Source organism: Bacillus fonticola (genome assembly GCF_012955605.1).
GTDB classification, from domain to species: Bacteria; Bacillota; Bacilli; order Bacillales; family JC228; genus Bacillus_CG; species Bacillus_CG fonticola.
In genome coordinates, this window is sequence record NZ_CP052135.1 from 1524187 (window position 1) to 1541121 (window position 16935).

A 16935-nucleotide genomic window follows, 5' to 3' on the forward strand; every position below is an offset into this window, starting at 1 on the left:
TTTTTATAATGAGGACGAAACTCGTCTCAATAATTAGTCCAGGTAGATCCTATGAGTTCCTTTATCTTTTCTTCACATACCAATAAATGATGGATAGCACTAGGACTGGTAATCCAAACCATAAGAAAATAGAGAGTAGTGAAGATACATACGTATCGAATGAACTAACGCCACTAGTTAAGGTTAACGATATACTCAAACAAATGATCCCGATGGCTACTAGTAGGATGACGATGATCCAATCTAACCATTTCAATGTTGTTCCTACTTTCTACCCTGTAGTAATGGGGAAGGTAAGCTTAAACTGTGTCCCCTTTCCTTCCTTACTCTCCACTTCAATCTGCCCGTTGTGTAGCTCTACTAATTTACTCACGATCGCAAGACCCAACCCAGTGCCTCCAAATTGTCTTGAACGAGATTTTTCCACGCGATAAAACCGCTCAAATATAAAAGGTAATTCTTTTTCGGGAATTCCATGTCCCGTATCTTTGATCGTCATACGAATGGTGGATTCATGTGTTTTTGTGACAAGAAGTGTGACGTCACCAACATCGGTGTGGCGGATTGCGTTATCTAATAAATTTGTGAAAATTTCTTCAAGCCTTTTCTGATCAGCAAACAGTAATGGGATAGGGTCATCCGATTTGATTTTAAATCCCAACCCCTTTTTGTTTGCAATCATTGAGTATTTCAAATTCAACCTCTCGAGCATTTCGGAGAGGTTCACCCATTCCTTATGTAGATCAAATTTACCTTCTTCCATTTTTGATAGGTCAAACAGATCAGAAATGAGGTGGCTTAAACGGGTTGCTTCGTGTTCAATAATAGACAAATACTGTTCTTTCTCTTCTTCCGTTTGATAGAGCTTTTCTTTCAACACTTCAGCATAACCTTTTAGATAAGATACAGGTGTTTTCAATTCGTGAGAGATACTGGCAAAAAATTCACTCCTTGAGTCTCGGTACCTCTTGAGTTCCCCCGACAGATCATTAATTGCGTTCCCGAGTGAACCCGCTTCATCTTGTGAGCGGACGACCACTTGTGTTTCCAGGTTTCCCTTAGCAATCGACCGAGTCGCCCTTTCCATTTCTACTAGTGGAGCGGAAAGTTTACGTGATGCAACGACTGTAAAAGCTAGCGCTAAAAAGAATCCCCCTATTCCCGAAAGCATGAATAAGCCTCTGACAGTTTGTAGTGATTGGCGAACATCCTCAATTGATGATAAGACGAAGAGTCCCCCAAAGAAGGAAGAATCTTCATTTAGAATGGGCTGACCTAAAATGAGATAGCGTTTATTGGAATTTGGCTCAGTATATTCAAATTCAACGGTGTCCCCGTTACTGAGTGTTGGTAAAGCGTCCTCTGGAAGGGTAATCATCATTCCTGTTACCCCTGCATGAGAAATGAGTTGCCCTTGTGAATTCGTAATGACTAACTTATTTTGAGAAATCTCACTCACCATCTCAATCATACGAAGAGATACATCGCTTCGGTTATCTGTTAAGATCTTCGCGTAATTGAAGGACACTTTTTGCGCTTCTTGCCTGACTTTACTATAGTAAAAATCAGAAAAAACTTGATTAATCACAAAGCCAAAGGGGAGAAATACAAGAAGGAATACAGTCATCATCGTTAAACCCAACTTGACATCAATGCGATTAACTTTCATGGCCACTCGATCCTATAATTTTGTATCCTACACCCCAAACCGTTTGTATAGGGTTATAAGGAAGTCCCGCCCTTTTTAGTTTTCGTCGAATGCTCTTAATGTGTGTGTCGACTGTTCTCTCGTCGCCAAAGTAGTCCATTCCCCAGACGATGAAAAGAATCTGTTCACGGCTATATACTCGTTTAGGATGAGTGAGCAGCATTTTTAAAAGTTCATATTCCTTTGGTGTTAAATGAACAGGCTGTTCGTCCACCGATACGACATGTTCACTTACATCCATGGTCAGACCGTCTAAAGAGATTTTCTTATCCATTGTTTCTTCAGCAGGTGTCTTTTGTACTCTTCTTAATAAAGCCTGTACACGTGCAATGAATTCTTCTGTTTCAAAAGGCTTCGTTAAGTAATCATCAGCCCCTGTTTCGAGTCCTTTCACTTTATCCCGTGTTTCTGTTTTAGCCGTGAGCATGAGGATCGGAACCGAAGCATCCCTTTTTCTAATCTCTTGACACACTTCGATTCCATCTAGTCCAGGCATCATTAAATCTAGAATAACTAGCTGGAACAATTGATCATTCATTTTATCCAAAGCGGTACCGCCATTTTCCGCTTCAATCACATAAAAGCCTGACTTCACTAAATGGATACGAAGTAAATTTCTCATATTCCATTCATCATCAACAACTAAAATTTTCACTTTGTCCATATGTCAACCTCATTTTATAATGTTGGTTCCCATCTATTATTTCAACAGCCATTCTGTTAATCAAGTCCATTTAAAGTAAAAAAAGGCTCTTTTCGTATCCTTTGTTGTTTTTACAATACAGTAATCTCATGATGCGACGTAATGAAGAAACTGCTAGAATACGCTGCGGAAATACACTTCGCTTTTCCGCAGGAGTCTACGTGTATTTCCTCCGCTAGGTTTGACTCGCCATCTGTTCGTTGATTGGAGCAGAAGGCGGCGACTCCTGCGGGATCAGCGGGACAGGTGAGACCCCACAGGCGCTTGCGCCGAGGAGGCTCACCGCCCGCCCCGCGGAAAGCGTCCGCCTGCAGCGGAAATCAACACAGCAGTATGTCGCATCATAATGCTACTGTGTAATGAGATTTCATTAAAAAAGCAACAATCTTTTAGAAAACAGCCTAAAAAAAAGAGCAGATGTCCGCTCTTTTCCTATTTGTATTAAACTTAAGATATTTCTCTTTTCTGTTTTAACTCAATCACTTGCCCTGAATTGTGGGAAGGGGAACTTTTCAATGCTTGCACTGATTTTGTAAGCTCTTCGTTTTTTGCCATTAATTCAGCCACTTGCATTTCGAGGGTCTGAACGTCATTCGGTTTTTCAAGTCCTGTTTTAGCCTTCGAAGTATTACATTTTTCTTTCTTCCCTCCAGACATTCCTTTCATACAGAACAACATCATAATCGGGCACGCAGCTAAAAGCAACAATGGAATCCATGACATGTGTGGCACCTCCTCAAAGTTTGGTAATTATATACTATCCAAGAGGTGTGATAGTATTGTGAAAAAAATGAAAAAACGATTGTTTCCTCAAATATTTCTATCTCACGCTGTAGGTTATTTCGCTGCCACCTTTTTAGATCTTAAATAGAAGAAGCCCATTAAGAGCAAGGAAACCACAATAACCGTTACACTCGTTAGTTGTCCTGCTGTTAAGTCAAACAAATATCTTGGTGAGTCGCCCCGAAGAAAACCGAGCATAAATCGACCAATCGAGTAAAGGATGTTGTAGAATAGGAAGATAAATCCTGTTGGCCACGTTTTATTTTTCAAAATGAGCAAAAGACCGAATACGATAAAATCCCATTGTCCTTCCCATACTTCTGCCGGCCAAAGCGGCTGTGAACCATAGGTATTGTATGCCATCGTTCCTTCAGGAAAAACAAGACCGAAATTGGACCCTGTTGGAGAACCGAATGCATCCCCATTTAATAGACAAGCAATCCTACCGATGGCTTGTCCTAAAATAATCCCCGGTGCCATGATATCAGCAAATTCCCAAAAATTCAGTTTGTGACGCCATGAATAAAGGGCTCCTGCCACAAATCCCCCCACTAAGCCTCCTTGGATCGCCAGACCCCCTTCCCAAATGAGAAAGATCTGACCTAAATTCTGACTATAGGTCTCCCACTGAAAGAAGAAGACATGCCAGAAGCGTGCTCCAATGATCGCTCCAATGATGACATAAAACGAAACATCGATGATATGTTTTTGATACTTTGTTCCTCTTGCTAAGTAATAAGAAACTCCTAGGCCAAGCAAAATGGCTAGAGCAACAATTAATCCATAAGATCGAATGGGAAAATCGCCAATCTCAAAAAGTATAACCCTCATAAGTAGTCTCCTTTATCTGTGTAGTCAACTTAGGATATTTAGTAGAGTGAATATTTTCCATCATTTATTTGTCGGTATGTTCCACAGGGGCCTAAACAAAATGTGGAATCCTTATATCGTCCAATAGGTGATTGTATCGAGAATACCTAGAACAATTAAAATAACCCCTGCCACCCTTTGTACATATAAGCCAATCTTTCTTCCTTTTTTCAGTACCGAACCACTTGCTCCGAAATACCAAATTAAAAATATGGCAAGAAATAAAGGTAAAGAGGTTCCGACTGCAAATAGGCTTGGCAAAACAACCCCATACGGAGTAGAAAGAACGATAGGCATTAACGTAACAAAGAATAAAACAAACATAGTCGGACAAAATCCTAACGAAAAACTAACTCCCATTAAAAACGAACCCATCTTCCCCTTTTTAAAAAACTTTTTGGGAACTTCAAATAGTGTTAACGTCCATTTCATCTTGATCATTCCGAGCATAAAGATACCAACAATGATGAACATCGGACCTATAACTCTTCTGAACCAAGGGAAATATAATGTGAGCTCGCCCCCAAATTCTCTCCCTAAGGTCCAAACGAGAGCTCCTAAGCTTGTAAATACTGCAATCTTTCCTAGTGTAAAAAAGATAATGTCGCCCCATGCGATCTCTTTTTGGAGAGACTTATTTCCATATAGCGTGATCGCGCCAATATTTCCAGTTAATTGGCATGGTGCCATCGCTCCGACAATCCCTAGAAAAAAGGCAAATAACACGGGAACACCTTCAAAACTTTGCACAACAGTTAGAAACGGTTGCATCATTGCGTTACTAAGCTGACTGAAAAACTGATATATCTTAATCACCATTTTCTGTTCATCTTTCAAATGTTAGTGTAATTAAAAAGTTTGAAGAAAGTGTGGAGATTGCGTAAAAAGTTATTTTTCTATATCGTGTGGTGCGTTTCAGTCTAGACAGTTCATTTGTCACCTTTTTTCCGCGTACCGAATAGCTTCATAAATCAAGGAAATGATACTGGCAAGAGGGAGTGAACTTTTGTGAAAGAGGGACTTATGTCAACAGATCAAATCGTGCTCATCGTGACAGCTATAGTAGTAGGCACCCTGTCTCGTGCCTTCACGTTAAATGAGGATTACAGGCAATACCCGAGTTATCCAAACGGATACTTAATCCATCTCATCACAGGTTTTGTAGCCGCTGCGCTAGGTGCTGTAGCCATCCCGGCTTTATTAACGAAAAATTTTGTCGCCGTCACATTCCTTACATTGGCCATTCAACAATTTAGAGACGTTCGGAAAACTGAGCGGGAAAGTTTAAAAGGACTTGAAGAAACAGAATCTGCATACCGCGGTGATGCTTACATTGATGGGATTGCTAAAACGTTTGAAGCACGTAATTATTTTGCATTAATCGTCTCCTTTGCGACCGCTCTCACAATTCAATTAGTAGACCAAGACATTATCTGGATCAATGTGGTAAGCGGTGTGTTGGTGGGTGTGATCGTGCTCCTTTTCTTACATCGTTTTTCGAAAGGGAAAACGGTCGGTGATATTGCTGATGTAAAAGAAGGCAAAGTTGAAGTGAAAGGTTCTGAGCTATTCGTCGATGGTATTTACGTATCCAACCTTCTCGGTACAGACAATGCGCAAAAGTTGTTTGAAGAAGAAGGGGTTGCCGTTGTCGTCTATCCGCGTGAAAGTCATTTTCGCATCACCTTAGATAATTACGGGCAAAGACAGGCGATGGTATTTGAGGCTACGAGATCAATTGGGCTTAAAAGATATCATTTCACAAGGAAAGATTACGAACAAGGTCGAGTGGTGATTGCTTTAGTCCCTGTTATAAAGGATATCGACAAACTGACAGAGACGGTTAAGAATACTCCGTTATTAGAAAGTGTTTGGAAAAGCCACGAGGTGTTAAAAACCAATTTAGCGGGGAGGGAATAAGCCATGGGGCGTGAATCAAGCGAAAGGCCCAACTATGAAATACTAGCCTTTCTCACCTTACATAAAGAGAAAGTGTTAAATGGAAATACACTATCCTTATTAGCGAAAGACGAAGAAGAACTAAAAATGATGACACAAGACATAGCGAAAGCGATGAAAGCGGATGTTGTGCGGATGAAGTCAGGTGATTACTTGGTGATTCGCGTGTAATAATACAAGGGGAACCCGAATGCTTTACTGTCACAAGACTCATTCCATCTCAACACCCACGAATTATTTTCTGCCCTTCAGGTGAGATTGTGACGTCCACCATGTTGACCGCCTGCATCCCACCCACGTTTTCCAGCATTTTTCGTCTTCTTTTCACCTTGAGCAAATCGTTTTTATTATACCGCGACGACTGTTTTTTGACTGGTTCGCCTGTTCCCACCCCCACTTTCTTCATCGGTCATGATAAAATACGGACATCAGCGGAAATGTGTCCTATTAAGGTGTGAGGTGATAACAGTGTTATGAGCCAAATTGCATGGAAGCTCTCGCTTTTCTTTTGCATCATGTTCTTTGCACTAGAGGGAATTCTTTTGTATGGATTACACAGTACGATGGTCGACGATGAAATACAACGTCAAATAGAGGAACTTGCAGCAAAAGGAGAGAGTCATAGAGAAGCTTTGCAAGAGCACTTTACTACAACGACTATGCAACACGTTTTATATATGGAAGAAAACGTGCCAAGTGAAGTGATGATTATACAACGGAGTGACAAACGAATTTTGGCTACCAGTGTCTCCTCTCCGGATCGAATCTTATCTGAAGATATTCTTTATGCTACTTACGAAGAGGCGACGATTGTTGAAGATGATTGGGAAAATGCCCCTTATCTTGTGACTGCCACCCCCCTAAATGAAAACGTTACGGTACTCATGATCGAACCGACCGAAATTGTGCAACAATACGTACAGCAACTGAGTCAGCATTTTCTCTATATTGCATTTGCAGGCATTCTGATCACGCCTATTGTCATTCTTCTATTGTCTCACTGGATCACAAAACCGCTTTTGCAGATGCAAGAAGCGACTAAACAAATGAGTCAAGGGAATTTTTCTGTTGGGATGAACACAACAGGTTCAGACGAGCTATCGTTACTTGCCCAATCTATTGAAGATTTGGCGTACGATTTAGCGCAGCATCGACGTTTGAGATCTCTATTTCTGGCCAGTGTCTCCCATGAGTTGCGAACACCGCTTACTTATATCCAAGGATATGCACAGATCGCACAGAAAACAGCAACGAGTAAGGAACGAAGAAACTATGCCCTTTCCATCATCCAGGAAGAAACTGAGCGTGTTGAGCTCTTACTGCAGGATTTATTTATGTTAGCAAAAGTGGATAGTAATCAATTTTCTATACAGAAAGAAAAACTTCACGTCAAAGGGTGGCTTCACAAAGTACTCTCCCCTCTCCAACTTGTCTTTGAAGAGGAGGGGAGAGCACTCATAGAAGAAGTGGACGAGGATCGAATTGTGTCCATTGATTCAGAACGGGTCCAACAGATGCTTGTAAACGTCATTGATAACGCTAAAAAGTATAGTACTGAAGGTCCGGTAAAAGTCCGTTTCACATCGAAAGGTCACACTTATCGTTTAGAAGTCATTGACGTTGGACCTGGAATACCTAAGGAGGTGCTAAGCCAAATCGGTCAACCGTATCTGCATGCAACAACCCCGCCTTCTAGCAAACATGGACTCGGGCTTGGGCTTGCCATTGTCACGAGTATTGCAAAAGCTCACGGCATACAATTTACGTTTCATACGAATGATCCTAAAGGTACCATTGCACGTTTTGAGTGGGAGGAAAACAGATGAGAAAACGAAGCGCGGTTATTGTTGACGACCAAAAAAGAATGCGTGAATTACTGGAGCTCACTTTGGAAGAACATTACGAGTGTATACTTTTTGACACTGGTCTTGACGCAATCCATTATGTGAAAAATAACCAATGTGATGTCGTTCTGTTAGATGTAATGATGCCAGGTCTCACTGGATGGGAGATTTGTCAACAATTACGGGATGTGTCAGATGTCCCCATTGTGATGATTACCGCAAGGACGGAAACAGAGGATATTGTGAAAGGATTACGTCTTGGAGCGGACGATTACGTAACAAAACCATTCAAAGAAGAAGAGTTACTGGCTAGAATGGAGGCTGTTCAACGGAGAAAAAAAATGCAGACAACTCAAGAGCAAATAGGCAAAGGTTTGCAATTAGATGAACTGAGTCATACGGTGGCCTACAACGGCCAATTGATTCCCGTCACTCACAAAGAGTTCGAGCTCCTTCAGCTTTTTATACAGCATCCGAATCAAGTGCTAAAGAGAGAGCAATTGATTACACGAGCTTGGGGATACAGTACTTTTACTGACGATCGAACAGTTGATTCCCATATTCGTAATTTACGAGAAAAGCTTCGTCATGTAGGGTTTCCAGTTGCTGAAACTTTGCTCACAGTTTGGGGTGTCGGCTATAGATGGGTTCCACATCAATAGGAGAAATTACTGTTGCCTGATGAGTTGGAGCACGCCTACGATCAGGCGTGTCCCATGTTTTTATCTAGCCATTTCTAGACATGATTCTGCGCATTTTGCGCATGCGTCCGCACACGACTTACAATGTGCGTTGTGATCAGCATGTTTTCTACACTCTGTGGCACACGCTTCACAAACACTTGCGCAAAGCTTACAAATCTCTGCACTAAAGGAGCTATGACTCGCCATCGCATTCGCTGCAAACGCACACATCTCAGCACATTCTTTGGAGAGCCGTATACAGTCTTTCAGCATGTTGATATCATTCTCGCGCAGACAAGCATCATAGCACACGTTGCATTCAGTAAAGCAGGCTAAACATTCCTCAATACACTGTTGAAACTTGTTGTCCATTAAAATCGCTCCTTTCTATTTACACTTACCTAACATTCCTCACTTGGACACTTTTTATACATGTTGGGATAGGGTTTCCGTTCTTACGGCGGGAGTGGAAGAATATGGGTAATGATGGGATGGATCATATGGATGAGCCCGAAAGCGAATCCGATAGTGGGAGTAACGAGTGTAGAAAAGAAGCGAGTCATAGGCTTCTCGCTTCTTTTTGTGCATCATATGCTATTCTTCTAGTAGGTGTTGGTAGCGATAATACGTTTTCATTTGCTTCTCACTCGATACTCGTGGTGTATAGGTCCACCCCATACTTTCAATTAAGTCAGCATACTCTTTCTCCAACGTCGCTTGTTCCCATGCCATTTTAAAATGGGCTTGCTTCACATGAGGATCTTTCATCATGAGAGCAGAAGAAAAGTTTGAGTTTGCCATGCTTTTTGTTGCAGAATGTGCCTCTAAGGCAATGTGTTTATCTTCTTCGGTGTGGTGATGCTGTTCATGAGAAAAGTGTCCGGAAGAATCCATCGCAAACGAATGTGGACGCCCTTCGCTCGGATAAATTAAATCAAGCATCGTATGAACATGCTTTTGCATAGTCGTGACCTGCGTTGCCAAAATCTTCTTCAATGTACCATTTTGAGTCATTGAGTGATACATCTTAAGCTTGGCAATGACTCCTTCATGAGCGGACAAATGATCGGTCATGAATCCAATGTCAATAGCTGGTAATCCCACGATTAGCCCTCCTTACTTAAACCTATCTGTAATCTATGTAAACGACCTTTTATTTGTGATAAACCTTACGAGTCTTTTTTGAAATAGGATCTAACAGAGATGGTTAACTTCAGTACTTGGAGAATTTAGAGTATTCTATTTCCTATTTTTTTGGCGGTTCCTCCATCCACCTTCTTTTAATCACCAAATTCATACCATCCTCTCCAAAAAACAATGAAGCAAACAATATGTAGCTTTACAGGAAACTCCAGCAAAAAAACGTTTTTACTTAACTTAATAGCGCACGAACCCCTTCATAACCAAAATAGATGCCGAAACCAACGAGCGATATACCTGATAGTAGAGAAATGGCTTGTAAGCTTCTATCGTTTAACCAATTCCGGAAGCCTGTAGTCAATGCAGCAACAAAAACATCCCATAATGTTAATCCTAAAAATATCATCGAACTATAGATTAAAAGTTCACCAGTTCCATTATCTTCGGCCGTTTTAGCCAGGATGGAGCCATAAATTCCCAACCAAAATAAAATGGAAAGCGGGCTCGTAATAGACATGATAAATCCTGTGAGAAAACTTTTACATAATGTATCTTGTTTTCTTTTGTAATCTAAAGTAATGACATTCGCCCGTAACATTCCCTCGATCCCCGAGTAGATTAAAATAAAACCACCGAAAAGCCAGAGAAAGATTTTGACAATAGGAACCTCCAAAAAATGAACCATACCAACATACACTAGCAGCATGAAAATAGCATCTGCAATCATCGACCCCGCACCTACAATCCATGCATGCCAGAAGCCGTTTCGAATTCCTTGATCAAGTCTGGCCGAGTTTACGGGTCCAATGGGAGCTGCTAAAGTTAACCCCAAAAAAATATAACTAAGTAATATGCTTACGCTCAAGAACAACCACCCCACTTCCACAAGAACTAATAGCCTGTACAGTCTATGTCAAGGGAGCGGCGTGTATGTCTTGTCCTATAGAAGCGACATCTATATGCAAGCAAAAGGCAGATTGGAGTTCCAACCTGCCTTAAGAAACTTATATGAGCTTTTTATCGCAATGGCTTTAAAGCGCCACTCCAAGCGATGACTTGATCAAGCATGGCGTTTACTGAATCGACTTGATGATCTGCGGGTTTGAAAACGCTGAATTTCTCGAAATCTGTGAACAGTGAGAGTCCAACTTGAGCACGTACGTCTGCTACCTGAAGCTCTGCCATGATCAATCGTAACCCCTCAACTGCACGTGTTCCTCCAGCACTTCCATATCCTACAAATCCAGCAGCTTTGTTATTCCATTCATTATATAAGTAGTCAATTGCGTTTTTGAGTGCGCCACTAGTCGCGTGATTGTACTCTGGTGTCACAAAAACATAGCCATCAAATGAGTTGATTTTCGCTGACCAATTTTTTGTATGGTCGTTCGTATATTGACCCATTGATGGTGGCATCGGTTCATCAAGTAATGGCAAATGAAAGTCGGCAATATCTACTATTTCAAACTCGGCATCCGTACGTTTATTTGCAATGTCATATACCCAGCGTGAAACTGCCTCGCCGTTTCGACCCGGGCGTGTGCTTCCGATAATGATCGCTATTTTAGTCATTGTTTATTCCTCCAAAAAATAATGTTATTTCGTACTGGGAAGTTCTCTCAGTATGTTAACGAAGCTTTGCTGTAGTTACAGTAAAAAATTGTAACTTACATGCGTGTGTATTAACCACCTCCCTTTCGTCATGGAAAGTTTACACCTGTGTGGAAATCTCAGTTTAGTTTGTGTTTTATGAGAAATCCTATATCCAACAATTTATGTAAAAATTAACCATATCCCTTTCGTTTCCACCTTGTGCCTTTGCAACTAATAAAGTTATACTATCTTGTAGACACATTAAAAGGAAGTAGGCACTTAAAAGTTCCATAGTATAGAAAAGTAAACCATAAGGGGGAGTAAGTTTGGGAAGTGAATGTAAAGTAGAAACAGCCCTTGATATTCTAATAGGAAAATGGAAGCCTGTCATCCTATTTCAATTGTTCCAGAACGGCACGATGAGATTCAGTGAATTGGAAAGAGCTATTCCAGAGATCACAAAGAAAATGCTCACCACTCAACTCCGGGAATTGGAATATCACGATATTGTTCATCGCGAAATCTATCCGGTAATTCCTCCAAAAGTGGAATACTCGATCACTGAATATGGAAAAGGCATGACGCCCTTACTGGAAGCGATGAATAGTTGGGGACTATCACATATCCAACATTTAAACGAACTATACGGGGATGATCAAGCAGACGAACGGGTTTAACCCGGCTCATAAAGCGAAAAAACAGTAGCAAAAGCCTGTTAGTGCTTTCGCTACTGTTCTTTAGTTGATAACTAGTGTTTCGTTTACTAGTTATTGAAACATGAAAAAAGCAAAAAAATACACTAGCATCGAAACTAAACCGACTGGTACACCGAATTTAGCCCACTCTTTACTTGTGATTTTCAACTTGCTGGCAGCGATGATATTTGGGATGTTCCCCGGAATTAACATGCCGCCACTAAGAAGCAACCCTAATAAAATCGCTCGTATTGTAAAAGTATCCATCTCTGGGCTAATCTCCGCAGCCGTAAGTGTTGCGTTGTCTAATATGGCTGAAATGATATTAATCCAATAAAGTATTGCTGGATGAAGCCCTAAAAAGTATTGACGTATCAATGGTTCAAACCCGGCGCCTAAGAAGGTTAGTCCCATCACGAAAAAATAAATTTTTAACGCACGGCTAACAATTTCTTCATACCCTTCGCTAGTTCGTTTTTCACTAATTGACTCTTGTATTTTATTTGGTTGACTCACCATGATGGCTGCCATCAACCCAAACACAACAAGTGCGACAAAAACCTCGGACCCAATTAGTTCGATTAAATAGTAAAAGCCTCCGTCTAGTTTATTGATCGCGATGGTCGAGAGCGGTTCACCGATCGGCGATAAAGCTGCCCCAAGCCCTATTGAAAAACAGGCTAACACAACGAAACGAACCTCAGATTTACGGTCAATCCGTAATGCACCTACAATCAATACGAGTACAAGGGCTGAAATGATGGCTGTGATGACACTTGAAATTAAACCTAAAAATATAACAGTCAGAGCAATAAAAGCTCTATAAGGCATGTGGTGACGAATGCCTATGATTGTTTTTTCCAAAGGTTTGTGCAACCACTTGAACAATAACCCTGCCACAAATACGGCAACAGTAATATTGACGGGGGCGAATGTAGCCTCAATGAATAAGGATCTATTTAAGACGCCACTTATAAAAGCGGCAAATAGCCCCATCCCAAATAAGAACATTTCTAGATTTTTTTCCACTGGACTGAGCAACAACGGCAAAAACAAAACAAGAAGAAAAATCACCAATAAGCCGATAACCATTCCTAACCGTCTCCATTTCCATATTTTCCCTTAAATATTCGAAGAGATGAATATAAGATGGAATGAAACAATTATATGCGGTAGGAAGGACAAACTTTCCGAACTTTTGTCTGAAGATCTATTTGATAAGAGAATCATTCATCGCAAGGCAACCGTTACTCCATCTTTCGTCATTACATTCCCATTGAGTCATTGAGTATACGGTGATTTCATTGTACTGTCTCTCTCTGTCCAATGTTTTTATTAACGATATCAGTCCTCTAATAATGAACAAAAGAAACATCATTCTATTTTACTGGGTTGCAGTTTATATTCCTATTTGGCACTACCTGTCCATCTCATTCAAAAAGCCTCTTCCGTCAATTCAGAAGAGGCTTTAAGATGCTCAAGTAATCGGAGAAAGGCTTCCCGTCAAATACCATTACACTTCTTTTAGCTTAATTTGCTGATTTCGCTTTAGTAAGTTTTTCTGCCAGGTGAGCGTGACGACGAGGGTCGCAACTAAAAGGATGAGACCTAAAATAAATGGATAGATAATCTTAACATCATATAACATACCCGCAAGCGTAGGTCCTAACACATTTCCGATACTCACATAGGCGTTGTTCATCCCCATCGCAAACCCTTGTTCATCCCCTGCCAATTTCGAGATAAGCGTATTCAATACCGGTCGAAGGATAGAGGTCGCAAGGAAAATAATCAGGGTGACGACAAAGAATGCTGTGTAGCTAGAAGCAAAGAGCGAAAGAAGAAAGCCACCCGCTGCTACTCCTAAAAAGATATTGAGAACAGTTCCTTCTCCATAACGGTTCACAAGTCTATCAACAATAAAGAGTTGGACAACGACACTTATTATACCAGCGGCTGTAATCATCAGAGCGATCTGTTGTGGAGTGGCACCAAACTGATTATCGACGAAAAGCCCAAGAACTGATTCGTACGCCATTAAACCAAAACTCATGACAAGGGTAATAACGAGTGGAATGAAGTAGGGCATTTTAACGGAACGGATTATTTTTCTAGCCATAGATTCCTCGTCATCAGGCACATTCATAGTTGTAGACGTCTGTTTCGTCACGCTCTCTTTCAGGACACCGACAGAGAATAGAACTGCAACGAGGGACACAAGGGCAGAGATCAAAAATGGCATTTTCAGACCAAAGTCAGCCAAAAAACCGCCAATCCCAGGTCCAATGACGATTCCAAGTGACATAGCCGCCGATACTAAGCTGTTGCCTCTTGCTCGTTGATCCAATGTAGTAATGTCCGCCACATAGGCAAAAATAGCAGGGATAAGTAATGCTGCCCCAATCCCACCAATAACACGAGAAGCATAAAGCCACCAAATGGAGTCAAAGGCATAAAAAACAAACATAGAGATCGTTAAGCCAGTTAGACCATAAATAATCATTTTTCTACGACCATACTGATCAGCCCATTTCCCCGCGATAGGAGAAAAGATCAATTGAGCACCGGCAAAAATTGCAATCATGAGCCCCGCCGCAGTTCCCCCTTGATTAATAGACTCCAAATAGGCCGGTAAGATCGGGATAATAATGCCGAAACTCCCGATGGCAATAAACATATTGATCATCAAAATGATCATCTTTTTTCGCTGTTCAACTGACATATGACAGCCTCTCTTTCCTAATTAATTCTTCAATATATGATGCTGACCTATACGATCGAATTTCAAAACAACATTTACATCATACTACTCCAAGCAAGCTTTTGGTCAAGGAAAATTTTTCTTTTCAGTAAAGAACACGTGTTTAAAGTAGGGAATTCGCGATCATGGGAATATATCCGCGGTCGGGAGCGGATATCCGCGATTAGGGGAATATATCCGCGATCAGGAGCAGATATCCGCGATCAGGGGGAGATATCCGCGGTCAGGGCCAGATATCCGCGGTCAGGGGGATATATCCGCGATCAGGGGCAGATATCCGCGGTCAGGGGGATATATCCGCGATCAGGGGCAGATATCCGCGGTCAGGGGGATATATCCGCGATCAGGAGCAGATATCCGCGGTCAGGGGGATATATCCGCGATCAGGGGCAGATATCCGCGGTCAGGGGGATATATCCGCGATCAGGGGGAGATATCCGCGGTCAGGAGCAGATATCCGCGATCAGGGGCAGATATCCGCGATCAGGAGGATATATCCGCGGTCAGGGGGATATATCCGCGGTCAGGGACAGATATCCGCGGTCGGGAGCAGATATCCGCGATCAGGAGCAGATATCCGCGGTCAGGGGAATATATCCGCGGTCAGGAGCAGATATCCGCGATCAGAGGAATATATCCGCGATCAGGAGCAGATATCCGCGATCAGGAGCAGATATCCGCGGTCAGGGGGATATGTCCGCGGTCAGGGGCAGATATCCGCGATCAGGGGGATATATCCGCGATCAGGGGCAGATATCCGCGATCAGGGGAATATATCCGCGATCAGGGGCAGATATCCGCGATCAGGAGCAGATATCCGCGATCAGGGGAATATATCCGCGATCAGGAGCAGATATCCGCGGTCAGGAGCAGATATCCGCGATCAGGGGAATATATCCGCGATCAGGGGCAGATATCCGCGATCAGGGGGATATATCCGCGATCAGGGGCAGATATCCGCGATCAGGGGAATATATCCGCGATCAGGGGCAGATATCCGCGATCAGGGGGATATATCCGCGGTCAGAAGCAGATATCCGCGATCAGGAGCAGATATCCGCGATCGGGGGAATATATTCGCGGTCGGGACCAGATATCCGCGGTCAGAAGCATATATCCGCGATCATGGGAATATATCCGCGGTCAGGACCAGATATCCGCGATCAACGAACAACTTTTTGTTAAGGAATATCATGCCCCATTGATGCTTGGAACACCGCGAACCAATCCCCGCGGCTCATCGGTTTTTCCATAGCCGTGATGGCACGCTCAACTCGTTTGATCTTTCCAGAGCCGACAATCGGGCAAAATGACGCCGGATGAGCAGCTAACCAAGCATACGCTGCTTCATCAACACCGCCATACCCTTCTCTTTTGGCAATCCCTTCTAATACCTCGCGCACTCTCACTGCCTGGGTTGTGTCATCGCTAAATAATCTACCTCCACTAAGCGGTGACCAAATCATCATGGGCATGCGATCCTGTTGTCCTTTATGAATCGCTCCATCCTCAAAATGGTGCAACGCAAGAGGGGATACTTCAATTTGATTAGTTACAATCGGTACGTTGCAACGAGATTGAATGAGACTGAGTTCGTGTGGCCGATGATTTGACACCCCAAACGCTCGAACCTTCCCTTCCTTATGTAACAAATCAAAAGCGTCGGCAATATCACCAGGATCCATAAACGGATCTGGCCGATGAATTAATAGTACATCTATATAGTCTGTATTGAAATTTTTCAGAGACCGTTCCGCAGAAGTAATGACGTGTTCTTTTGTCGTATTGTAAGCATGAATGGTGTTTTCCGGTCGATTTTTGCTCACGAGTTCAATTCCACATTTTGTTACGATCTCAATTTTCTCTCGAATGGAAGGCTCTTGTGCCAACGCCGCACCGAAAGCAGCTTCCGCCTCGTAGTTTCCGTAAATATCTGCATGGTCTGTCGTCGTAATGCCGCGCTCCAAGCCCTCATGTAAAAAGCGGAGCGTCTCACTAGGGCTTTGCTTCCAGTCTAGAATGCGCCAATATCCTTGGATAACTGAAGAAAAACTAATATTTTCATCTAATTCGATTCTTTGCATCTTCCTTTCATCCTCTCTTCTTAACTTTCTCTACCTTATGCCATGCTACATAATCAAAGATAAGCAAGCAAGTATAATCATTTTAGTTAACATAATAATATTACGCCCTATT

At 42.2% G+C, this 16935-nt stretch carries 20 protein-coding genes; 6 read left to right on the top strand and 14 right to left on the bottom strand.

From position 1 onward, the window contains the following. Positions 1–61 precede the first annotated feature (61 nt). From HHK01_RS07500 to HHK01_RS07525, 6 genes are all read right to left on the bottom strand, one after another. A complete protein-coding gene (locus tag HHK01_RS07500) occupies positions 62–256 on the bottom strand; it encodes a hypothetical protein (protein WP_170007209.1) in 195 nt (64 codons plus the stop codon). Between the two features lie 15 nt (positions 257–271). Beyond that, on the bottom strand, positions 272–1669 hold the full coding sequence (locus HHK01_RS07505; protein WP_170007210.1) for a sensor histidine kinase: 1398 nt from the start codon (positions 1667–1669) through the stop codon (positions 272–274). Beyond that, entirely contained in the window at positions 1659–2372 is a 714-nt protein-coding gene (locus HHK01_RS07510) for a response regulator transcription factor (protein ID WP_170007211.1), read from the bottom strand. The genes HHK01_RS07505 and HHK01_RS07510 overlap by 11 nt, the downstream gene beginning before the upstream one ends. A 486-nt stretch (positions 2373–2858) precedes the next feature. Then, complete coding sequence (locus tag HHK01_RS07515) at positions 2859–3134, bottom strand: DUF2933 domain-containing protein (protein WP_170007212.1); 276 nt, start codon at positions 3132–3134, stop codon at positions 2859–2861. Positions 3135–3248: 114 nt separating this feature from the next. After that, entirely contained in the window at positions 3249–4025 is a 777-nt protein-coding gene (lgt, locus tag HHK01_RS07520) for a prolipoprotein diacylglyceryl transferase (RefSeq protein WP_170007213.1), read from the bottom strand. Positions 4026–4136: 111 nt separating this feature from the next. Next, positions 4137–4871, bottom strand: coding sequence for an urease accessory protein UreH domain-containing protein (locus tag HHK01_RS07525; protein WP_170008707.1), 735 nt, complete (start codon positions 4869–4871; stop codon positions 4137–4139). Between the two features lie 216 nt (positions 4872–5087). Here HHK01_RS07525 and HHK01_RS07530 point away from each other — a divergent pair, with 216 nt between their 5' ends. After that, positions 5088–5984: a YIEGIA family protein gene (locus tag HHK01_RS07530; RefSeq protein WP_228027702.1), complete on the top strand. Its 897-nt coding sequence runs from the start codon at positions 5088–5090 to the stop codon at positions 5982–5984. A gap of 3 nt (positions 5985–5987) precedes the next feature. Continuing rightward, a complete protein-coding gene (locus tag HHK01_RS07535; RefSeq protein WP_170007215.1) occupies positions 5988–6194 on the top strand; it encodes a capping complex subunit for YIEGIA in 207 nt (68 codons plus the stop codon). A gap of 49 nt (positions 6195–6243) precedes the next feature. Here HHK01_RS07535 and HHK01_RS07540 read toward each other — a convergent pair whose 3' ends face one another. Continuing rightward, positions 6244–6429: a hypothetical protein gene (locus tag HHK01_RS07540; protein ID WP_228027703.1), complete on the bottom strand. Its 186-nt coding sequence runs from the start codon at positions 6427–6429 to the stop codon at positions 6244–6246. Between the two features lie 67 nt (positions 6430–6496). Here HHK01_RS07540 and HHK01_RS07545 point away from each other — a divergent pair, with 67 nt between their 5' ends. Both HHK01_RS07545 and HHK01_RS07550 read left to right on the top strand, forming a co-directional pair. Then, the gene (locus HHK01_RS07545) at positions 6497–7849 is read left to right on the top strand and encodes a HAMP domain-containing sensor histidine kinase (RefSeq protein ID WP_170007217.1); all 1353 of its coding nucleotides are present in this window, start codon (positions 6497–6499) and stop codon (positions 7847–7849) included. Next, on the top strand, positions 7846–8529 hold the full coding sequence (locus HHK01_RS07550; RefSeq protein WP_170007218.1) for a response regulator transcription factor: 684 nt from the start codon (positions 7846–7848) through the stop codon (positions 8527–8529). The genes HHK01_RS07545 and HHK01_RS07550 overlap by 4 nt, the downstream gene beginning before the upstream one ends. 60 nt (positions 8530–8589) lie before the next feature. Here the strand turns inward: HHK01_RS07550 and HHK01_RS07555 are convergent, their stop codons facing one another. The 4 genes from HHK01_RS07555 to HHK01_RS07570 all read right to left on the bottom strand — a co-directional run bounded on the left by HHK01_RS07555 (position 8590) and on the right by HHK01_RS07570 (position 11262). After that, complete coding sequence (locus tag HHK01_RS07555) at positions 8590–8922, bottom strand: four-helix bundle copper-binding protein (RefSeq protein WP_170007219.1); 333 nt, start codon at positions 8920–8922, stop codon at positions 8590–8592. Positions 8923–9144: 222 nt separating this feature from the next. Beyond that, the gene (locus HHK01_RS07560; RefSeq protein WP_170007220.1) at positions 9145–9654 is read right to left on the bottom strand and encodes a hypothetical protein; all 510 of its coding nucleotides are present in this window, start codon (positions 9652–9654) and stop codon (positions 9145–9147) included. Between the two features lie 268 nt (positions 9655–9922). Continuing rightward, the gene (locus tag HHK01_RS07565; protein WP_170007221.1) at positions 9923–10555 is read right to left on the bottom strand and encodes a LysE family transporter; all 633 of its coding nucleotides are present in this window, start codon (positions 10553–10555) and stop codon (positions 9923–9925) included. A 152-nt stretch (positions 10556–10707) separates the two neighbouring features. After that, entirely contained in the window at positions 10708–11262 is a 555-nt protein-coding gene (locus HHK01_RS07570) for an NADPH-dependent FMN reductase (RefSeq protein ID WP_170007222.1), read from the bottom strand. A 347-nt stretch (positions 11263–11609) separates the two neighbouring features. On the opposite strand from HHK01_RS07570, the gene HHK01_RS07575 reads away from it, so the two are divergent. Next, complete coding sequence (locus tag HHK01_RS07575) at positions 11610–11960, top strand: winged helix-turn-helix transcriptional regulator (protein ID WP_170007223.1); 351 nt, start codon at positions 11610–11612, stop codon at positions 11958–11960. A 90-nt stretch (positions 11961–12050) separates the two neighbouring features. Here HHK01_RS07575 and HHK01_RS07580 read toward each other — a convergent pair whose 3' ends face one another. Both HHK01_RS07580 and HHK01_RS07585 read right to left on the bottom strand, forming a co-directional pair. After that, positions 12051–13070 (bottom strand): DUF1646 family protein, encoded by a 1020-nt coding sequence (locus tag HHK01_RS07580; protein ID WP_170007224.1) that lies wholly within the window; start codon positions 13068–13070, stop codon positions 12051–12053. A 421-nt stretch (positions 13071–13491) separates the two neighbouring features. After that, on the bottom strand, positions 13492–14700 hold the full coding sequence (locus HHK01_RS07585) for an MFS transporter (RefSeq protein ID WP_170007225.1): 1209 nt from the start codon (positions 14698–14700) through the stop codon (positions 13492–13494). Positions 14701–14838: 138 nt separating this feature from the next. Between HHK01_RS07585 and HHK01_RS07590 the strand changes: the two genes are divergently transcribed. Then, positions 14839–15924, top strand: coding sequence for a hypothetical protein (locus HHK01_RS07590; RefSeq protein WP_170007226.1), 1086 nt, complete (start codon positions 14839–14841; stop codon positions 15922–15924). Here the strand turns inward: HHK01_RS07590 and HHK01_RS07595 are convergent. Then, complete coding sequence (locus HHK01_RS07595) at positions 15921–16823, bottom strand: aldo/keto reductase (protein ID WP_170007227.1); 903 nt, start codon at positions 16821–16823, stop codon at positions 15921–15923. The two genes, HHK01_RS07590 and HHK01_RS07595, sit on opposite strands and share 4 nt — an antisense overlap. Positions 16824–16935: the final 112 nt, after the last annotated feature.

Coding starts and splice junctions, on each gene's coding strand:
- HHK01_RS07505 (WP_170007210.1), bottom strand. CDS start 1,669: ATGAAAGTTAATCGCATTGATGTCAAGTTGGGTTTAACGATGATGACT.
- HHK01_RS07510 (WP_170007211.1), bottom strand. CDS start 2,372: ATGGACAAAGTGAAAATTTTAGTTGTTGATGATGAATGGAATATGAGA.
- HHK01_RS07515 (WP_170007212.1), bottom strand. CDS start 3,134: ATGTCATGGATTCCATTGTTGCTTTTAGCTGCGTGCCCGATTATGATG.
- lgt (WP_170007213.1), bottom strand. CDS start 4,025: ATGAGGGTTATACTTTTTGAGATTGGCGATTTTCCCATTCGATCTTAT.
- HHK01_RS07530 (WP_228027702.1), top strand. CDS start 5,088: ATGTCAACAGATCAAATCGTGCTCATCGTGACAGCTATAGTAGTAGGC.
- HHK01_RS07535 (WP_170007215.1), top strand. CDS start 5,988: ATGGGGCGTGAATCAAGCGAAAGGCCCAACTATGAAATACTAGCCTTT.
- HHK01_RS07540 (WP_228027703.1), bottom strand. CDS start 6,429: ATGAAGAAAGTGGGGGTGGGAACAGGCGAACCAGTCAAAAAACAGTCG.
- HHK01_RS07545 (WP_170007217.1), top strand. CDS start 6,497: ATGAGCCAAATTGCATGGAAGCTCTCGCTTTTCTTTTGCATCATGTTC.
- HHK01_RS07550 (WP_170007218.1), top strand. CDS start 7,846: ATGAGAAAACGAAGCGCGGTTATTGTTGACGACCAAAAAAGAATGCGT.
- HHK01_RS07555 (WP_170007219.1), bottom strand. CDS start 8,922: ATGGACAACAAGTTTCAACAGTGTATTGAGGAATGTTTAGCCTGCTTT.
- HHK01_RS07570 (WP_170007222.1), bottom strand. CDS start 11,262: ATGACTAAAATAGCGATCATTATCGGAAGCACACGCCCGGGTCGAAAC.
- HHK01_RS07580 (WP_170007224.1), bottom strand. CDS start 13,070: ATGGTTATCGGCTTATTGGTGATTTTTCTTCTTGTTTTGTTTTTGCCG.
- HHK01_RS07585 (WP_170007225.1), bottom strand. CDS start 14,700: ATGTCAGTTGAACAGCGAAAAAAGATGATCATTTTGATGATCAATATG.
- HHK01_RS07595 (WP_170007227.1), bottom strand. CDS start 16,823: ATGCAAAGAATCGAATTAGATGAAAATATTAGTTTTTCTTCAGTTATC.